Source organism: Spirosoma panaciterrae DSM 21099 (assembly GCF_000374025.1).
In the GTDB taxonomy this organism is placed as follows: Bacteria; Bacteroidota; Bacteroidia; order Cytophagales; family Spirosomataceae; genus Spirosoma; species Spirosoma panaciterrae.
Genome location: NZ_KB893219.1, coordinates 1 through 20,257 on the forward strand (window position 1 = coordinate 1; position 20,257 = coordinate 20,257).

Annotated in this window: 16 protein-coding genes, 2 rRNA genes and 1 pseudogene; 6 read left to right on the plus strand and 13 right to left on the minus strand. The window is 45.1% G+C overall.

The features are described from left to right. Positions 1-269: pseudogene (locus B153_RS0129015) on the plus strand (IS5 family transposase); the annotation flags it as partial. Between the two features lie 381 nt (positions 270-650). Here B153_RS0129015 and B153_RS0129020 read toward each other — a convergent pair. From B153_RS0129020 to gldB, 5 genes are all read right to left on the minus strand, one after another. Then, positions 651-1,718 (minus strand): acyltransferase family protein, encoded by a 1,068-nt coding sequence (locus tag B153_RS0129020; RefSeq protein WP_020600268.1) that lies wholly within the window; start codon positions 1,716-1,718, stop codon positions 651-653. 582 nt (positions 1,719-2,300) lie between these two features. Continuing rightward, entirely contained in the window at positions 2,301-4,112 is a 1,812-nt protein-coding gene (locus B153_RS0129025; RefSeq protein ID WP_020600269.1) for a MutS-related protein, read from the minus strand. Positions 4,113-4,198: 86 nt separating this feature from the next. Further along, the gene (locus tag B153_RS37440; protein WP_083928267.1) at positions 4,199-4,615 is read right to left on the minus strand and encodes a Fur family transcriptional regulator; all 417 of its coding nucleotides are present in this window, start codon (positions 4,613-4,615) and stop codon (positions 4,199-4,201) included. A gap of 51 nt (positions 4,616-4,666) precedes the next feature. Further along, positions 4,667-6,472 (minus strand): ABC transporter ATP-binding protein, encoded by a 1,806-nt coding sequence (locus B153_RS0129035; RefSeq protein ID WP_020600271.1) that lies wholly within the window; start codon positions 6,470-6,472, stop codon positions 4,667-4,669. Between the two features lie 84 nt (positions 6,473-6,556). Continuing rightward, entirely contained in the window at positions 6,557-7,531 is a 975-nt protein-coding gene (gldB, locus tag B153_RS0129040) for a gliding motility lipoprotein GldB (RefSeq protein WP_026262537.1), read from the minus strand. Positions 7,532-7,570: 39 nt separating this feature from the next. Here gldB and B153_RS0129045 point away from each other — a divergent pair, with 39 nt between their 5' ends. Then, a complete protein-coding gene (locus tag B153_RS0129045) occupies positions 7,571-8,461 on the plus strand; it encodes a porin family protein (RefSeq protein WP_020600273.1) in 891 nt (296 codons plus the stop codon). A 25-nt stretch (positions 8,462-8,486) separates the two neighbouring features. Here B153_RS0129045 and hisF read toward each other — a convergent pair whose 3' ends face one another. The 5 genes from hisF to B153_RS0129070 all read right to left on the minus strand — a co-directional run bounded on the left by hisF (position 8,487) and on the right by B153_RS0129070 (position 12,209). Next, positions 8,487-9,263 (minus strand): imidazole glycerol phosphate synthase subunit HisF, encoded by a 777-nt coding sequence (gene hisF, locus B153_RS0129050; protein WP_020600274.1) that lies wholly within the window; start codon positions 9,261-9,263, stop codon positions 8,487-8,489. Then, a complete protein-coding gene (locus tag B153_RS0129055) occupies positions 9,263-9,685 on the minus strand; it encodes a GNAT family N-acetyltransferase (protein ID WP_020600275.1) in 423 nt (140 codons plus the stop codon). The genes hisF and B153_RS0129055 overlap by 1 nt, the downstream gene beginning before the upstream one ends. Before the next feature lie 2 nt (positions 9,686-9,687). Next, on the minus strand, positions 9,688-10,410 hold the full coding sequence (gene hisA, locus B153_RS0129060; protein ID WP_020600276.1) for a 1-(5-phosphoribosyl)-5-[(5-phosphoribosylamino)methylideneamino]imidazole-4-carboxamide isomerase: 723 nt from the start codon (positions 10,408-10,410) through the stop codon (positions 9,688-9,690). 91 nt (positions 10,411-10,501) lie between these two features. Then, entirely contained in the window at positions 10,502-11,104 is a 603-nt protein-coding gene (gene hisH, locus B153_RS0129065) for an imidazole glycerol phosphate synthase subunit HisH (RefSeq protein ID WP_020600277.1), read from the minus strand. 178 nt (positions 11,105-11,282) lie between these two features. Next, positions 11,283-12,209, minus strand: a complete 927-nt coding sequence (locus B153_RS0129070) for a DUF72 domain-containing protein (RefSeq protein ID WP_026262538.1) — start codon at positions 12,207-12,209, stop codon at positions 11,283-11,285. Between the two features lie 163 nt (positions 12,210-12,372). Between B153_RS0129070 and B153_RS0129075 the strand changes: the two genes are divergently transcribed. Then, positions 12,373-15,003, plus strand: a complete 2,631-nt coding sequence (locus tag B153_RS0129075) for a valine--tRNA ligase (RefSeq protein ID WP_020600279.1) — start codon at positions 12,373-12,375, stop codon at positions 15,001-15,003. A gap of 151 nt (positions 15,004-15,154) precedes the next feature. Further along, positions 15,155-15,676, plus strand: a complete 522-nt coding sequence (locus B153_RS0129080; protein ID WP_020600280.1) for a D-glycero-alpha-D-manno-heptose-1,7-bisphosphate 7-phosphatase — start codon at positions 15,155-15,157, stop codon at positions 15,674-15,676. A gap of 282 nt (positions 15,677-15,958) precedes the next feature. On the opposite strand, the gene B153_RS0129085 is transcribed toward B153_RS0129080, so the two are convergent. Continuing rightward, entirely contained in the window at positions 15,959-17,443 is a 1,485-nt protein-coding gene (locus B153_RS0129085; RefSeq protein ID WP_026262539.1) for a type III PLP-dependent enzyme domain-containing protein, read from the minus strand. Between the two features lie 258 nt (positions 17,444-17,701). Here B153_RS0129085 and B153_RS0129090 point away from each other — a divergent pair, with 258 nt between their 5' ends. Further along, complete coding sequence (locus B153_RS0129090) at positions 17,702-19,060, plus strand: UDP-N-acetylmuramate--L-alanine ligase (protein ID WP_026262540.1); 1,359 nt, start codon at positions 17,702-17,704, stop codon at positions 19,058-19,060. Between the two features lie 37 nt (positions 19,061-19,097). Then, on the plus strand, positions 19,098-19,649 hold the full coding sequence (locus B153_RS0129095; RefSeq protein WP_020600283.1) for an LOG family protein: 552 nt from the start codon (positions 19,098-19,100) through the stop codon (positions 19,647-19,649). A gap of 81 nt (positions 19,650-19,730) precedes the next feature. Here B153_RS0129095 and rrf read toward each other — a convergent pair. Further along, positions 19,731-19,842: ribosomal RNA gene (rrf, locus tag B153_RS0129100) — 5S ribosomal RNA — on the minus strand. Positions 19,843-19,967: 125 nt separating this feature from the next. Continuing rightward, positions 19,968-20,257, minus strand: a 23S ribosomal RNA gene (locus tag B153_RS0129105); the annotation flags it as partial.

Below are 20,257 nucleotides of genomic sequence, written 5' to 3' on the forward strand. Positions count from 1 at the left end.
TGTTCGGCGATCAAGCCTACAACGGCGTGTTTGCTCAAGAGCTTGACCGTTGGAGTATCGATTTTGAGAAAGCGTCGCGGCCTGAATCAGCCCAAGGTTTTGTACCGGTGGCCAAACGATGGGTAGTGGAACGAAGCATTGCCTGGACGAACTATTTTCGGAGAATCGTCAAAGACTATGAGCATACAGCATCTTCTTCGGTCAGTTGGCTGTATCTGGCCAATAGCCAGATCATGTTACAACGAATCGAGACTTATTGCCAAAGATGATTTCCCAACATACTCTAAAGGCACACTTCGTTTAATATGAAAATGAATAAAGATGGGGGAATGGTAGCATTGAGATCGCTCACCTTTAGAAATGATCCTATATAATTATTGAACAAAAAAAGCTTGTTCTCAATAGGCTATACTAATTTTTTTTGATGCAAGACTTCAAAATAGAATACGCCCAAGTATATATATTGCATAAAATTAAATCAATCAGTATTGGTTAAATGAGGAAACAGCAAATATCCAGGCCAATTTAATTAGCCATAGAGCCATCTTTTAAAATTAACCATTTATATTTCTACTACTCTATTAGCTGTTTATCAAGGTCGATAATCTAAATGATTGTAGATGTTCCAACAAATAAACCCGTATAAAATTCTATACATTTACAACCTGGGGTTTATTACTTTTTGATCTATACTTATACATTTTTCTTCTAACAGGGTCTTCGATAAATGTATAGGTTAAATACGAAGCCGAAATGAGTAGAATTAGATAGCTATAAAAATGAGTGGTAGTTCTTAAACCAATATGTACCTTAGCAAGGGAAAAATTATAGATATACATAATTGGAAATTGTAATATAAAAATTGAATAACTGATTTCACCTAATTTTAATAAAACTGGGTTTGTCAATAATCTTGTTAAAAGCCATGTTTGAGAAAATGACGATAAACTAAGAATCATTAGTAAGAATAAACTTGAGAAAATCCAAAATCCATCAAACCAAGTATACTTAAAATATATGATCAAACTACATTGGACTATAATAGCAGGCAGGATAAGGGTTGAAAACCAGATATTTTTCTTTTTAAAATACTCATTATAAATAACAAAAAGTCTGCCGCCTACAATGCCCAAGGAAAAATTCAGCATTGTTTCAATAGGCGTTGGTAAATAATGGGGCAAATAGAAGTCTCCATATTTATACTGCATTAAATACAGGATTAATATGTGCAATCCCCATAAACCGATCAGCTGCTTGCCAGTTAGGGTAAAATATTTTAATAAAACAAACGGAAATAGGATGTAAAAAAAGACTTCAGCCGATAAACTCCAGGCAGCAGGATTTAGCATGTTGCTAGGCCAGTACCAGCCGTTCAATAAGGTAATGTTAAGTATATAATCTAACAAAGAAATATTCTTAACAAATAAGACCGACAGAATAAACGAAATAAAATAAATAGGATAAATTCTTGAAAAGCGTTTCCAGTAGAAATCGCCCGGTTTATTACTGCGAGCTCGGTTTGGGTAGTTTATGGTTAAAATAAAACCAGATAATATAAAAAAATACAGCACAGGAAGATTACCTACCTTGATTATATCTGCTAGCCATTGCCATTCAGAGATATAAAATGGGTAAACCTGATTATTAACAGCAAAGTGAAAAAAAACAATAACAATGGCCGCTACAAAACGGGTAAAAGTTAATTGATTAATAAGCATTATAAAAATCTAAAAATTAAACTTTCTCCATCCTAATTACAATTCATTAAAATTGAAAAATTCTTCATAACAATTTCTAATAATCCTTTTTTAGGCTAGCCCTCTTTAATCAAAAATTTTCAGGCGAAATACATATTATCAGTTTAAAATAAGTCTATTAAAATATAGGAACTGATTTAAGCTTTACCAGTTGATAGGGTTCTAGTCTGTCTATCTATAAACAGATGCTTTCTTTAATTCTATCAATAAAAGCATTCATTTGAGATATAATACAAGTAGACTTATAGTTTAAATAATCCTATAATCTAACCGCTTATCTGCCTTTCAGTGATACGGAAACTTAATATCCAGATTAGTCACTCTAGGCCATGAAGACCTTTTTTGAGGCAGCCAAATGTACTATTTTTTCGGATATGCGACTATAAAAAAAACTCCAAGCCTACTAGTATACTGATAAGCCGTTTACTACACGTCTCTTTTGATTGCTCATTGGCAATAAAGCGTTAGTTTATACCTATGAACGAAAATCGCTAAGAGTAATGACCGCCTAACCGCTGAGTTACGATAACCCCGCCGATTTAATTACTTAGCCCGTAAAGCATTCATCTCAATACCAATGGCCTGCATAAGCTGACTGGCATTGAAACTCTGACAAATCCCTTCGCGTAGCTTATAATCGAATATAAGTTCGCCGTCGTTTAAATCTGATTGAAAATGGTAGTTGCGGACAAAGTCATCCGCATCGGTAAGCTGGCCTAATTCCAAATCATGAGTCGAAACAAAACCCGACGCGGTTGTACGATGCAGTTGGCGAATGAGTGCTTCGGCCCCCCGATGCCGATCCGCCGAATTGGTTCCTTTCAGAATTTCGTCCAGAAAATAAAGCACAGGAATCTTAGTGGGTTGCTTCGTCAGTTGGATGAGCGTTTGCAATCGCTTCAGTTCAGCATAAAATGAGGATGTGCTTTCTTCCAGCGAATCCTGGGTTCGCATACTGGTAAACACCCGAACGGGCGAACACCAGAAACGTTCGGCACTAACCACAGCACCCGCTAGAGCCAATACAACATTAGCCCCAATGGTGCGCAGAAACGTACTCTTTCCCGACATATTGGAACCCGTAATGAGTATAGTTTTCCCTGATCCTGCCATTTTTAATGAATTAGCGATACTTCGGTCAGGAGGAAGTAAAGGGTGGGCCGCTGATGTAAAGTCCAAAATAAATTCGTCGTCAACGATATCGGGAGTGGTATACCCAGGATGAGCAAACGCAAAACCAGCCAGACTATTCAGGGCTTCCAGTTCACTGAGTGCTTCAAACCAACGGCTTAAGTCTGGACCATGAGTTTGCCGCCAACGTTCGAGTCGATATAGATACTGAATGTCCCAGAGTGTGGCGATGCCAAATAGAAGAAAGAAGTAAGGGTTACGTCGGTAATTTAGTCCTTCTGTTAGTTTCGCCAATGAACCAATGGCCTCCGACGCCAGTTGCTTGTCGGAAGTAAGCGCCTGACGAATGGCCCGAAGTCGAATGGCATCGCCTTTCAGATCCTCAGCCTGCTGAAATAAGCTCCGAAACGCCCGGAGTGCCGCTGCTATTTCGAACGTCTGTTCACTAACTTCCTTTGCCCGCGCTGCCGTCTGACTCAGAATAAATCCATGGGCTGCTAACGCGATTAAAACAAACATGCCAGGCAAATAGCCCGTGAGCCACGCAACAACCAAGCTTAGCGTAATGGCTGGAAATAAGAAGCGAACGATCTGCAAATAGCCTGGCAAGGGAATAATCGCTGCGGTAGCCCATTTTATTAAGGCCTCTGGCGATTGCCCCACTGTATCTTCAAGGTACGCCAACCCTTCAAATTTTTGCCGCCAGTCGATCTGAGCTTTCAGTTCATCAACTACCTGGTGGCGTAACCGAATGGCATCGGGCGATGAAGGGGCTTTGAGCCAGGCAGCTAGTCGGTTCTGGCCTTCGTACGTATGCGTCCGGTTTAGCAGACGAAACAGGGAGTGTTTTCCAAAAACATCCAGATCACCCGCATAGTAATGGGTCGAACTGGCAAACTGTTCGCCCGTTTCCGATCGAAGGTATTGCCGCTTAAGCCGTGTCGACTCGTCCTGATTAACAAATGCTAGCTTCTGATTCAGATCACGTTTCAGGCGAATTTCCTGATGCTTTTTTAGGAGGATCAGGAAGCCAATAATCCCGATTCCCATACTTGAAAAAGCGGCCAGATACTGATTCGTCTGTATGAATGCCCAGGTAGCTACAAGGCTACCGATAAACCATACAAGCCGCCAAAAGGCCAACTGGTTGAACTGGCGCTGGGCAGCTTGTGTGGCATTTGTGAACTGTTGCTGACGCTCGGTAAATAACGTTTCGGGATTCATTAGGTAACGCAGGCCATAACCCGCGAGTTTGGTAAAGACACGGGCACTAGTGGCAGAAACTCCCGCTTGAGGGCTCTTTTGCTGTACTACTTATTACAATCCTGACATACCCCCTGAATCAGAAGGTTCATTTCTTTACGATTGTACCCTTCAGGCAATGCGATTGTGGGAATCCTGACCTTATCTAAACAGGTCGTTTGCCCACAGGCTTCACATTTAAAATGAACGTGGTCGTGGTGGTGGTGACCATCGGAGCAGGTTTCACGACAGAGGGCGTATTTCGTGCCTCCTTCGTCGTCAAGGACTTTATGAAGCAACCCTTTGTCCAGAAAGGTACGAAGTGTACGGTAGATGGTCACTCGATCATGATCGGGGCCAAGGCCATTCTCCACATCGTTATGCGCCAGTGCATGACCGGCGTTCAGGAACAATTCAAGCACTTCTTCCCGACCCTGGGTATGCCGGAGGTTAAAGTCTTTCAGGGTTTTTGAAGCCAGAGTCATAGTGTTTAGCCGTCAATTGTTGGGTCATTTACGGAATGCCCTGCACTAGTTTTAATCAATCGGTTCGAACTGCAATTTAACCAGATTTGCATAGATACCGTCCTCCTGTAAGGCCAGTTCATCGTGGGTACCCGATTCGGCAATCTGGCCTTCCCGCAATACATATATTCGATCTACTTTTCGAATGGTAGCCAGACGGTGAGCGATGATGATTGTAGTCCGATTCTGCATAAGTTCATCAAGAGCCTCCTGCACCAGTTTTTCCGATTCTGCATCCAGCGAACTGGTTGCTTCGTCCAGAATCAGAATGGCCGGATCTTTCAGGATAGCCCTTGCAATAGCGATTCGTTGTCGCTGCCCTCCCGATAATTTTATGCCGCGCTCACCCACAACCGTCTGAAGCCCTTCTGGGAAAGAATCTATAAATTGAAGAGCGTTTGCTTTTCGGGCGGCTTCACGAACTTCGGCCTCGGTAGCACCGGGTTTGCCATACTGAATATTTTCGAGAATGGTGCCTCCAAACAAAATCACCTCCTGTGGTACCACGGCAATATTCTTGCGTAGTTCGGTGACATTGAATGTATATAAATCACGGCCATCAACCGTAATCTGACCACCACTGATTGGATAGTATCGCATCAGCAACTGAACAATCGTCGATTTGCCCGCACCACTCTGCCCAACCAGGGCAATCTTCCGCCCAGCTTCTACGGTAAGCGAAATACCTTTCAGAACAGGCACTTCAGGGCGGGAAGGATACGAAAAACGAACATCATCGAACTGCACTTTGCCTTGCAGGGGCACAAACAAAGGCAGCTCATCAGCCGCATTAACTTCTGAAGGTTCTTCCAGAATTTCCAGAATCCGCTCCGAAGCGCCTACCGTTTTCTGAACCTGCGCATACAGATCGCCCATACCCGCTACCGATCCTCCAATAAAGGCCGTGTAGAAAATAAACGTCAGAAGATCAGCAAATGGAATTTCGCCCGATTGTACCAGACTACCACCGTACCAAACGATACCCATAATCCCACCAAACATGGCGAAGATGATAAACGAAACAAATACCCCCCGAAAACGAGCCGCTTTAAGGGCAATAGTCACCATCTTTTGCAGCGCATTGCTGTATCGACCAATTTCCAGCCGCTCATTGGTAAAGGCTTTCACCACATTGACGGATTGCAGGGTTTCTTCTACAATCACACTAGCGGCTGCCAACTGATCTTGTGCCTGCTTCGACAGTCGACGGATGAATCGCCCGAAGAACATAGCCGCTACAATAATCACCGGGAACGTTGCCAGCATAAACAGGGTCAATTTCCAGGATACATACAGGATAAACAGCGTTCCGCCCACCAGCGTGGCTACCTGCCGGAACAGTTCGGCCAGGGTGATGGATAGAATATCCTGCAACTGCGACACATCGGCCGATAAACGACTCGTTAGTTCACCAACCCGTCGCTTTTCGAAAAAGGGAATCGATAAGGTGATGATTTTACTATACACTTCCCGCCGAACATCGGCCATTGAGCGCTCACTGACCTGGGCGAAAAAGTAAATGCGGAAGAATGAAAAAATAGCCTGCAACACCAGAATACCCCCAAACATCAGGATAACCTGATTCAGGGTGAACGGTGATTTTCCCTGAATAACACTGGTTACCTGACCAATCAGAGCCGGGAAACTTAGTGTGGTGGTGGTCGATAAGATCAGAAAAATGAATCCGATCACAAACTGCATCCGATAGGGTCGCACATACCGGAATACACGTAGCGCTTTTTTATAGTCGTCCCGGCTATATTTCTTTTTATCAATTTCACTGGCTTCCTCGCCAAAAGTCCGTCCCCGTTTTGCCATTTTATTTCTACTTCTAGCAATCCATTACCTCTATTCGTTAGAAGTTATCTAACCTATATGTAGTAGACGCAATACACTGCTTATTTACTCTTTTTGTCCTTTATAGCCTGATTGCTCAAAAATTTGCCGAGCATCCGCATTGCGCATCAAGTCGGCAATATTTACACTTCCTCGCTCATCATAAAACATACTCACAATGCGCCAGCCTACCCAGCGGCCAATGGCGCCTGGGCAATCTTTGCCGATTTCGGCTGTAAACGGCCGTTCGTTCAGATATCGTTGCTTTATTGCCGGATTTGTTTGGTATAACAACTGATTATCAATAAAATGCGCCCAAACTATATCCTGTGCATTAAACGTTTGTGTCAATTGTTTGTCTGTATAGCCGATAACCAGGCTATCGGCGGTGTTGGGCATCATGGTTTTGGTAAATACATACCCTTTGCCGTAGTAGACCATATCGGCCAGCATGGTCTGATCGGCGCGGTTCGTGGCATTGTATTTGTCGGAGAGGGCAAAGACAATAGCCGGTGCCAGATGGTCTTTATCGAATCGACGCAGGATGTATTGTGGATATTCGTTTGCCGGTGGCAGAAATTTGGCTTTAGGCCCAACGAAATAATCGAGGCCAATAACAATTAAGCTATCGGTAACGATCAGATCGGGGCCCATAAACCCCGTAACAACCGTTGCAATTTTGGGAGCGTGGAAGTCAGGAAAGTCTTTTTTAATGTTGGCAAAAGCTTCGCCCAGTTGCTTTCGTAAATCCGTCAGGTCACCAAATTCGGCCTGTATCTGACGATTGAATTCCGTGAGCGCCGGGTTTGTGATCCGATTGGTCAATTCATGAACAACAGATGTATCATTTCCGGCCCCATTCGCGTTAAAGTACAATTGAGCAACAGCCGGATTCCGGTTCAGTACAGCTCGAATGCTATCGGCAGATTGGCCGGAAAAGAGTTGCTGATCGAGCCGAATGATAGAAACGTCTTCGTTTTTTGTACACGAAGCCAAAAGTAATAAACAAAAAAGGCCGACGATGGCCGTTTGTATCCGCATGAAAATCATAGGTTTTCAATATAGAAAACGTGCAAAATTATGAAAAAAGTTGCAGGGTTTGGGCTGATTTTGGGTTTGCTGGTAGTTGGTAGTAGTTGGGCCCAATCTTCCTCACCAGCCCTTTACCGCATACGCACCAAAGAATCAAACGTAACCGAAAAGCGATTTCGTAAGATTCTGGGTGATAATTATGACGGGCAGGACCAGAATCGTCGTGATTACGACGATGATCGCAAACGCCGTCGCCGGCAGCAGAGCCAGTCTTCCGAAAACAATGGCTACGGCTCGGGCCCTGATTACCTCTGGACAACGCACCTCATCGAAATGAGCATCCGCTTTGCCCCTTCGCTGGACCTCAATACGGCCGAGGGTACAGGAAGCTATGCAGGTTTTCGCCCAAATGGAGCAGGGGTTCGAATGAGCGTTGGGCCTTCGCTCGATTACTTTTTTTTCAAAGATCGCTACGCATTTAGTTCAGGGCTTTGGTACACGATCAAACGGTCGGGCTTCCAGATGCCGGGTTCATTTGGCGAAACCCGTTGGAATCCAAGCGCACCAGAAAAAGAATCGGTCTATAACCTTCAGTACCTTCAGGTGCCCGTAACGGTAAAAATGTTTGCCAATAACATTGCACCCGACCTACGTATGTACGTACAGACGGGAGGGCTATTAAGTATAAAACTAGCCGAAAGAGCACTTGATCAGCCCCGAAATGGACTTTATATGGCCGAAACGGGGGGCGACCGTCGGCAGTATGGCTTTGGTGATGTTGAACTATTGCTGGGTGCAGGTGTCCAATATAAAATCAATCAGAACAATGCATTTAATCTGGGTATGACCTATCAGCGTGGGCTGATTGATATTGCCCGTGGCAGTGACTTGCTATCAAAAAGCCGGGTCGTTAGCCTGGAACTGGGCTTTAAGTTTTAACCCATAACGCGACCCCTGATCCACGTCACAGCCGCATTTCGATTCCCTTTTCCTGTAGATAGTTCTTTAAAGCTGGAATCTCGATTTCTTTGAAGTGGAAGATGCTGGCAGCCAATCCGGCATCAGCTTTTCCAGTCGTGAACACATCAACAAAGTGATCCATTGAACCGGCCCCGCCCGACGCAATCACCGGGATATTTGCCGTACCCGAAATTTGAGCCGTTAAGTCAAGGGCAAAACCAGCCTTTGTCCCATCGGTATCCATTGAAGTCAATAAAATTTCGCCCGCTCCCCGATCTTCTACTTCTCTGGCCCAGGCAATGGTTCGTAGGGCAGTGGGTTTGCGCCCGCCATGCGTATGAACGATATGCTCAAATCGGGAAGCATTTTCGTCCATCGCAATCCAACGGGTATCTATCGCCACGACTATGCACTGACTGCCAAATTCGAGAGCAAGCTGATTCACTAAATCAGGGTTACGAACAGCCGACGAGTTTATCGAAATTTTATCGGCACCAGCGTTCAACAGAGCCGAAACGTCTGCCACTGAAGAAATCCCTCCTCCTACCGTAAACGGGATGTTGATGGTATGGGCCACATTCCGCACAAGTTCGATTAGGGTTTTTCGCTCGTCGACTGTAGCCGTGATATCCAGAAAAACCAGTTCATCGGCACCTTGTTCAGCATAAATAGCCGCCAGCGCAACCGGGTCGCCTGCATCGCGCAGATTCACAAAATTTGTCCCTTTGACGGTTCGACCATCTTTTATATCAAGACACGGAATAATTCGTTTGGTGAGCATTAGTAAGAGGTAAATGCTTTGATAAACATGGTATTGTCTGGATTGTCGCTAACCTGAAATCCAAATTGTTTGTAAAGGCCGTGGGCATCGCGCGTAACGAGCATAATACGTCGTAAACCTTGTAACGGCGGGTAGGCCAGGATGTATGCCACCAACTGTTTCGATAAACCCTTGCCCCGGTGTTCGGGCAGAATGAATACATCGGCCAGATAGCCAAATGTGGCCAGGTCTGTTACCATACGGGCAAACCCAACCTGGTTGTCGCCCTGATAAACGCCGAAACATACGGAGTTGTCGATGGATCGCTGAACGATTTCTCGCGGAATATTCAGACACCAGTAGGCCTCTTCACTCAGAAATCGGTGAATAACGTCGATGTCCAGTTTGGTTTTGTCAGCACTAATGGTGTAGTCTTCGTTCATGATTATTGATTAGCAAACCGACTCAATTCTTTCAACGTTACGCGCCCTTCATAAATGGCTTTACCCACGATGACTCCGAAAACGTTCATATCGGCCAGCGTTTCAATATCAGCCATATTACTAACTCCACCACTGGCAATCACGTTTAGCTTCGGAAACTGGTCCTGAAGGTTTCGATAAAGTTCAAACGAAGGCCCTTGCAACAAGCCATCTTTGGCTACATCGGTGCTAATGACGTAGCTGATACCCTTCTCGACCCATTTTTCTACAAAATCATACACCCAAACCTCAGTAGCTTCTTCCCAGCCACTAACCGCTATCTTTTCATTCTTCGCATCGGCACCCAGAATAATGGCTTCGGAGCCATGACGCGAAAGCCACCGTTCCATCACTTCAGGTTGTTTGACGGCTATGCTTCCACCCGTCACCTGTTTGGCTCCGCATTCAAAAACGACCCGCAGATCGTCGTCTGATTGTACACCACCGCCAAAATCGATGTGGAGTTTGGTTTTGGAAGCAATCAACTCCAATACTTTCCAGTTGATGACTCTTTTCTCTTTCGCCCCATCGAGGTCAACCAGATGGAGTCGGGTTAAACCAGCATCTTCAAACTGTTGCGCCACCTCCAGGGGGCGGGCATTGTATTCTTTCTTCTGGTTGTAGTCGCCCTGCGTCAGACGAACAGCTTTGCCTTCAATGAGGTCTATGGCGGGTATAATGTGCATATGTAACGCGGACATCCTGCCCGCCTGGTATTATATCATTTGTAAGGTAAACTACGGCCAAAGGCAGGTACGCCAGCCCACTCGCATTCCATTACAATTTCAAAAAATTTTCCAGAATCCGCTGGCCAACATCCCCACTGATTTCGGCATGAAACTGAGCCGCATAGAAATTATCGCGGTGGAGCATGGCACTGAATGGTCGGACGTAATCACAGATGGCCGTTGTATCAGAACAAACTTCGGCAGCGTAACTATGCACGAAATACACATACGCATTTTCCGAAATACCTTCTGCCAGGGGGCCTTTTAGCTGATGAATACTGTTCCAGCCGGTATGGGGTACTTTAAAACCCGGTTGCCCATCTCCACGGTGGGTCGGAAACCGCCGAACATCGATATCGAAAATACCCATGCAGGTAGTGTTGTTTTCTTCTGAATACCGACACATCAACTGCATACCCACGCAGGTGCCTAAAACCGGCTGTTTCAGTGAAGGAATCAAGGTATCCAATCCGCGTTCCCGCAGATAAGCCATAGCGGTACTGGCTTCACCGACACCCGGAAAGATCACCTTGTCGGCCGAGCGAATTTCTGCTTCATCGTCTGTCAGCAAATAAGTGGCACCCAATCGCTCCAGGGCATACATAACCGACTGAACGTTGCCCGCGTTGTATTTAATTATGACCGTTTTCATATTAAAAAAGCCCGGCTCGTTAGCAGAACCGGGCTTTGTATATGTGGTTATCCGAATTGACGTTCCGAACTCACAAACAAACGCATCTTGTTCTGCTGCGTTACCGCCCAGAATGATGATGCCGATGATGTATTGCCTGTGAAATCATAGGGCAAAGGTAAAGGCTTGTTTCTTTAATTCAAAACAAGCTACCCTGTACAACTTTAGGCTGGAGCACCGGCTCACGCAAATGTAGTCCGCAGTGTTTGTTCAGCTCGCGAATCCAGTACAGAATCAGTTCGGGAGCCGTGTCATTATCACCACCGCCATGAATGAACAGGTAAGCCGTTTGCAGGCCCTTTTCAAACCAAGTTTTCAGCCGTTGAATCCAGGCGTCAGAACGTATGTAATCTGTAGGATGTCCCTCGTTGGCAATGAATCGGAGGGTTAATACAGGGCTACTTAGCCCCATGTGCAATACATCCCGTCGGCCAGCTACATCCGTGATTACAGCATGGCGTCGGAGTAAATAGAGCCGTTCGAGGGTTTGCTGCCAGATGCTTGCTTTGCTGAACCAGTCGGGGTGCCGAAACTCCACAGCCACGTCCAGTTCATCGGGCAGGCTTTTCAGATACGCTTCCAGAACTGGCCATTTGTCGGGCCCAAATTGGGGAGGAAGTTGCAAAAACGTCATGCCCAGAAATTCTTCGAGGCTAAATACGGCATTGACAAACTCTTCAGTCAATGCTTCAGTGGCCACCAACTGCCGCTCGTGGCTGATCACCTGTGGGAATTTCGGGCAAAAAGTAAATCCGCTGCGATCTAGGGAACCAGCCGCTTCGGCTTTCCATTTCTCTATCATACCCGCTGTAGGAATTTGATAGTGCGTCAGGTTCAATTCGATGGTATTGAATTGCCGGACATAATAATGCAGAAAATCGCGCTCTTTGGCTGTGGATGGATACACTTTCCCAACGTAATCTTTGTTAGCCCAGACAGGTCCCCCGATGAATACATTCGGATGCTGTGAAGGTTCAACGCTCGCCCAAATCTTAGCGTTAAAAGCCGAACCTGGTGGTAACGTAGGATTGATCGCGTCGAGATTATGTATTTTCCCAAATTCCATAGGCTTCTGGCTGACATATTGCAGTAAAACTGTCAAAGACAGGCTTTCGTTTTTTCGCCCTATCCAATTTAGCTAATTTTGCATTTTATCCATAATCCCAGTGTTGGTTTTTACTGTATAGTCACAAACGTATCTGAAAACCAGACTGAGTTTCATTGATTTTATGATTTCGAAGACATACGCCCCCCAGGAAATTGAAGAAAAATGGTATCAATACTGGCTTGATAACCAATTTTTCAAGTCTACACCCGACGAACGCGAGCCTTATACGATCGTGATCCCGCCACCAAACGTAACGGGTGTGCTGCACATGGGCCATATGCTCAACAATACCATTCAGGACGTTTTGGTCCGTAAGGCCCGTATGGAGGGGAAAAATGCCTGCTGGGTTCCCGGTACCGATCATGCCAGTATTGCTACTGAAGCCAAAGTAGTAGCCATGCTCAAAGAACGGGGCATCAACAAAACAGACCTCACTCGTGACGAATTTCTGGAATATGCCTGGGAATGGACGCACAAATACGGCGGTATCATTCTTAAGCAGTTGCGTAAACTTGGCGCTTCCTGCGACTGGGACCGAACCCGCTTTACGATGGAACCCGCCCTCTACGATTCAGTTATCGATGTTTTCGTTGATCTCTACAACAAAGGTCAGATTTACCGGGGTATCCGAATGGTAAACTGGGACCCGCAAGGTCGCACGGCCGTATCAGACGAAGAAGTTATCACGAAGGAAATCCAGCAAAAGCTGGTTTATATCCGCTATGAAATTGCTGGCAGTGCCGGACAGGACTCCATCACCATTGCAACCGTTCGTCCGGAAACGATCATGGCCGATGTAGCTATTGCTGTCAACCCAGACGATGAACGGTACAAGCATCTACATGGCAAAAAGGCCATTATTCCGCTCATTAACCGCGAAATTCCTATCATTACCGACGATTACGTCACGATGGATTTTGGAACGGGTGGCCTGAAAGTTACTCCTGCTCACGACCCGAACGACTATGCGCTGGGCGTTAAACACAACCTGCCGGTTATCGACATTTTGAACGATGACGGTACGCTGAACGAGAAAGCGCAGATTCTAGTTGGCGTAGATCGCTTTGCTGCCCGGAAAGCAATCATCAAATTGCTGGAAGAGTCTGGTAATTTGGTCAAAACGGAAGATTATAAGTCAAATGTGGGTACGTCTGAGCGGACTAGTGCCGTAATCGAGCCGCGCCTGTCGATGCAGTGGTTCCTGAAAATGGATGAATTGTCGAAACCAGCGTTTAAAAACGTTATGGACGACACCATTCAATTGGTACCACCCAAATTCAAGAATATGTACCGAGCCTGGATGGAGAACGTTCATGACTGGTGCATCAGCCGACAGCTTTGGTGGGGGCAGCGGATTCCAGCCTTTTACATGCAGGATGGAACGGTTATCGTAGCCAAAAACAAGCATGAGGCCCTGGAAAAAGTACAGCATGAAAAGCTACTTTTTGCCATGACTGAAGCCGATCTGACCCAGGACGAAGATGTGCTGGATACCTGGTTCTCATCGTGGCTTTGGCCTATGACCGTTTTTGATGGTCTGAAAGATCCGAACAACGCAGATATCAATTACTATTATCCGACAAACGATCTGGTAACGGCACCCGAAATTCTGTTCTTCTGGGTAGCCCGTATGATTATTGCCGGATACGAATATCGTGGCAAGGAACCGTTCAAGAATGTGTACCTGACGGGTATTGTTCGGGACAAACTGGGTCGCAAAATGTCGAAACAACTTGGTAATTCGCCCGATCCACTCGATCTGATCAATCAATATGGTGCTGACGGTGTTCGGACGGGTATGTTGTTCAGCTCGGCGGCTGGTAACGACCTGATGTTCGACGAAAAACTAGTTGAACAGGGCCGTAATTTCAGCAATAAAATCTGGAATGCATTCCGGCTGGTAAAAGGCTGGACAATTAACGACGAAAACGTTGAGGCAACACAACCCAACACGCTGCCCATTCAATGGTTTGAAGCGAAACTAAATGCAACGCTCATTCAGATCGAGGACGACTTCAGTAAGTTCCGTATTTCGGATGCGTTACAGGCCGTATATAAGCTCATCTGGGATGATTTCTGCTCACAATATCTTGAACTGATCAAACCGGGTTTTGAGCAACCCATTGATCGCGTTACCTACGATGCCACCATCAATTTCTTCGAACGGCTTATGTGCCTGGCTCACCCGTTCATGCCGTTTATCACCGAGGAGATATGGCAGGATATTCGCGAGCGTGAAACTGGAACTAGTATTTGCGTAGCCACCTTCCCAAAGGCTGGAGCCGTTGACCATCAAATCCTGGCTGATTTCGACACGTTGTTTGAAGTCGTTTCAAATGTGCGAAACATCCGAAATGCGAAACAAATTTCGCCCAAAGTAGCCCTGCCCCTGGCGATCAAAACTGTTTCGGCCGACCGATTCAAGCCCTTAGAACCCTTGATTTGTAAGATGGCTAATGTTGCCGAAGTTAGTTACGTTGATGAAAAAACGCAGGGTATTGCATTCCTGATCAAGAGCGACGAGTTTTTTGTGAATGTTGCAGGTGAAATTGATCTGGACCAGGAAATTGCCAACACCCGTAAAGAATTGGATTACAACATTGGTTTCCGCGACTCGATTTTGAAGAAATTATCGAACGAAAAGTTTGTTGCCAATGCCAAACCCGAAGTTGTTGATCGCGAACGGCAGAAACTCGCTGATGCTGAGGCTAAAATCCAGGCATTAGAACAACGAATGCAGTCGTTAGGTTAGCTTTATCATGACTAACTCTGGCATTTATTTCTCTAAAACTTACCGCCAGAGTTAGCGTATAATAAAATTTAACACGAATAATTAAAGCAATAATACAATTATTTGACCGAATAATTGTATTATTGCCCTCAAACACGACAACCTTTCTTCAATGAATAAGTGCATCTTTTTGGACCGGGATGGGGTTTTGAATGAGGACAGAACAGATTACGTCTATCGGGTCGAAGATTTTATCATTCCTGATGGGGTACCTGAAGCGCTGCGTTTATTGAAGGAAGCAGGCTATCTGCTCATTGTCATTACCAATCAGGCTGGTATTGCGAAAGGGCTTTACACCCGCGACGATGTAATGACCTGTTACAATTATTTGCAGGATCAATGCGGCAAGCTCATCGACGATATCTACTATTGCCCGCACCATCCCAAATACGATACTGAGTCGCTTACTCGTAAACCAGGCTCTTTACTTTTAGAAAAAGCCATTGCGAAATATAACATCCGGCCAGATGCTTCGTGGATGATTGGCGATGCTCCACGCGATATGCAGGCAGGTAAACGAGTAGGAGTACGTACCATCCGCATAGCTACTGAAGTCCAACCTTCGCCAGATGCAGACGGCCATGCAACCAATTTACTGGAAGCCTCGAGGTTTGTTTTGGAAAACGCTGCATAAGTGCGCTCCATAACCAAAGCGGGCCGGTTTCTTTAAAGGAACCGGCCCGCTTTTTCTATAAAAGTCTTTTAATTACGCCCGTACCTGCGAAGAAGCCGGTTTTTGCACACTACCATACGCTGGGCAATTTGCCTTCCGTGCACACGACCCTAATGACAATACTGCCAGAACAGAACCCAAGATTAGTAGTTTTTTCATGAAAATGCTCGTCAGAATGTTGGTATCACTGCAGATTTAGAACGAAAATAATGCCAAAAACTTTTACTTTACCCCTAGCGGGCGCTAATTTTCTTCTTTCATCAGCTCGGCTTCTTCCTGCCGTATTTCGGCTGCTTCAGTAGCTTCCAATTCGGTCATACCTGGTTCAGCACCACCAAAACCCAGAATCTTCAGCATCGTCTCACTATTTTGCTCAGGAGCGAACAAACGAGAGCGGAGGTTCCCCTGCTCATCTTTATCAACAATAACGTGCTGAGGAGCGGGAATCAGGCAATGCTGAATGCCGCCATAACCACCCAACGACTCCTGATAAGCTCCCGTATGGAATAAGCCAATGTACTGGTCTTCGGTATCCTGATCAAAAATTGGCAGGTACAAATCGGCACTATGCGCTTCGGTATTATAGAAATCATGCGAATCGCAGGTCAGACCGCCAAGATTTACTTTCTGATAGGGGTTATCCCAGTTATTTACCGACAGCATGATGTATTTCTGTCCCAGGCCCCACGAGTCGGGCAATTGTGTAATAAATGACCCGTCGATCATATACCACAACTCCTTATCGTTCTGTAGTTTCTGGTCGATGACTTTGTAAATTACTGCCCCGCTTTCGCCAACCGTATACGAACCGAATTCTGTGAAAATATGTGGGACCGGAACATTGTTCTTATTACAGATCCACTGAATGCTTTCCACAATCTGGTCGATCATGGCCTGGTAATCGTATGTGAACTGGAACGAGGTCTGAATGGGCATCCCACCGCCTATGTCGATCGAATCCAAGTCTGGACACATTTTCCGCAGTTCACAGTATTTATACATGAACCGGCTCAATTCACTCCAGTAATAGGCGCTATCTTTGATACCTGTATTAATGAAAAAGTGTAGCATTTTCAGCTTAAACTTTTCATTAGGCTGGATTTTGGTCCGGTATAATTCGTTTACATCGCTATACCGAATACCTAACCGGGACGTATAAAACGCAAAATTAGGTTCTTCGTCAGTAGCAATCCGAATACCCAGGTTCACACTTTCAGCAGTTACCGAATTTTCGTAAGCTTCGATTTCCTTGAGGTTATCAAGTACCGGAATGCAGTTGGAAAATCCTTCGTTGATAAGCTCGCTGATGTACTGTGTATATAATGGGCGTTTGTATCCATTACAAACGATATACGTGCTTTTGGAAATTTTACCCATCTTAAACAATTCCCGAATAATGGGAATATCGTAAGCCGACGAGCTTTCAAGATGGATGTTGTTCTTCAGGGCTTCTTCGAGCACAAACCGAAAATGGGACGACTTCGTACAATAGCAGTAGGTATAGCTCCCCTTATAATTGTACCGTTTCATCGCATTTTTGAACAGGAGCTTGGCATGTTCAATATGCTCCGTGATTTTCGGTAAATACGTTAACTTTAAGGGTGTACCGTATTGCTTGACAATGTCCATCAGCGGGACATTATTGAACATCAGTTCGTTGTTCTCGACGTTGAACTCCCGCGTCGGGAATTCAAATGTCTGGTCAATCAGATCATAGTAAGTCTTCATCCCTACGTTCGGCGCATAAAATAGGCTTTCCGCTGTGGCGGTTGTGGTTATAAAAAACAGGCGCGAATTTGACTCCGAAAATTGGGCTTTCCAAGTAAGTATATCCGCAAGGTATTCAACGAAAAACAAATAGCTTTGATTCGATAATCACAGAAATTTAACAGGATGTAGTTTAGCTTGGTTTATCCACTTGCTAAGTTCATCAGGCAAACCAAAAAGAAACTGTACTTTTGCTTCTCTACACTGACTGATTTTCAAATGCCCCAGTCTATTCATTTTATTTCTATTGGTGGCAGTGCCATGCATAATCTGGCCCTGGCCCTACATCAACAAGGTTATACCGTTACCGGCTCCGACGAAACCATTTATGAACCATCACGGACTCGCTTAGAGAAACAAAACTTATTACCTGCTCAAACCGGATGGTTTCCTCAGAAAATTCATAGTGGCCTTGATGCAGTCATTGTTGGCATGCATGCTCGACGGGACAACCCTGAACTCACTAAAGCACTTGAATTAGGTTTACCCATTTATTCTTATCCCGAATTTATTTATCAACTAAGTCGGCAAAAGCAGCGGGTAGTCATAGCCGGTAGTCATGGAAAAACTACCATAGTGGCCATGATTTTACACGTTTTAAAGCATTACAATCGAGAATTTGATTTCTGGATTGGGGATCCTATCCAAGAATTCGACACCACAGTCAGGCTTTCATTGACAGCCCCATTGATCATTATTGAAGGGGATGAATACGCATCGTCACCTATCGACTCACGACCAAAATTTCTGGCTTTTCAACCTCACATAGCCTTAATCAGTGGAATTGCCTGGGACCATATTAATCTTTACCCTACCTGGGACGAGTACGTTGACCAGTTTGAGTCTTTAGCCGAAGCTATGCCTAAAGCAGGCATTTTAATTTTTGATGAGTCGGACGATATGCTCGACGTAATTGGTCAAAAAGAGCGCGACGACATTACGAAAATTCCCTATTTACCACACCCTAGCGAAATTGTTAACGGAGATACATTCCTTCTAACAAAACAGGGGAAAAGGGTTCCTACTAAACTGTTTGGCCAGCATAACATGAAGAATATCTCTGGAGCAATGACCATATGCGACCGTATTGGCCTAACCGAAGAGATGTTTTATGAAGCCATTCCCAGTTTTAATGGAGTAAGTAAACGCTTAGAGAAGATTGCGGAATCTACCGATCGAATTGTATTCAGAGACTTTGCCCACTCACCTGCCAAAGTAGAAGCAACGACAGAAGCTGTAAAGCAACAATATCCTAAGAAGAAACTATTAGCCGTAGTTGAGCTTCAATCCATTGATAATGCGAATAAATCGTTTCTAGATAAATACAAAGAAACAACCGACGCTGCCGACCAGGTTGCAATTTTTATACATCCCATCTCAACCGATTCGAGCGATCCATTAACAACATCCGACATACAGAAAGCTTTTGATAACCCTTCCCTTCAGGTTTTCACGGATTCGGCGGCTTTACAAGACTATCTACTACACGAACGGGATACCAGTCATATCTTTCTTTTCATGAGCTCAGAAACTTTTGGCGGTCTTGATCTGACTAACCTGGCTCAAAAACTGATCTAATCACTTCGTTCTCATTTTCAGAATCTACACAATCCCTATGCAAAGCCTTGTTGTCTATTGTGCTTCAAGCCCAGGTACTAATCCAATTTATAACGAAGTAGCATCTGAACTCGGCAAAAAAATGGCGGAACAGAATATTCGGCTGATTTATGGAGGGGGAGGATTTGGTCTGATGGGCGATGTAGCCAATGCTGTTTTACGAAATGGAGGTACCGTAACGGGTATTATTCCGAATTTCCTGGCCGATTTAGAAGTAGCTCATACAACGCTAACGGAACTTCACTTTGTAGAAACCATGCATGAACGCAAGTATAAAATGGTTCAACTAGCTAAAGGGGTAGTGGCTTTGCCTGGAGGTTATGGAACCCTCGATGAATTGTTCGAAATTTTAACCTGGCGCCAACTAAAACTCTACGATGGCCCTGTAGCTGTGATTAATATAAATGGCTTTTACGACCTTTTATTCCAACAGTTGGACCGAATGGTAGCCGATGGCTTTTTAAAAGCTGAGAATCGATCTTTACCGCTTATAGCGAATTCTGTGGATGAAGCTCTTCAACTAATAAACGAGTATTGGGCCAAAGTTTGAATGGTTGGAAACTAGCTGTAAAACAAAAATGCCATCTTCTGAGAAGATGGCATTTTACGTGCCTCATTGGCAATTTCATTCAGGTGGCACCTACCTACTCTCCCGCTTGTGACAGCAGTACCATCGGCAGTACGGGGCTTAACGGCTCTGTTCGGGATGGAAAGAGGTGTTCACCCGCCTTAACAGCACCAACCTGAGTGACTCATTTGACTCGATGAGTCAGTTTCTTAAATTCTTTTTCCCCACAAAGAGAGTTTGATGCTTACCAATCTAATATCGACTCAATGTTATAGCTTAATTAGTTCATAAAGAAGTGAAGCGCACACGCTGTTGGGGCCATTAGTACGGCTCAGCTTAACGCATCTCTACGCCTACACCTGCCGCCTATCAACGTCGTCGTCTACAACACCCCTACTAAGGAACACTCATCTTCAGGCCAGTTTCGCACTTAGATGCTTTCAGCGCTTATCTGATCCGTACGTAGCTACTCGGCCGTGCCTGCGGCCAAACAACCGACTCGCCAGCGGTACGTCCATCCCGGTCCTCTCGTACTAAGGACAGATCCCGGCAGTATTCCAACGCCCACCACAGATAGGGACCGAACTGTC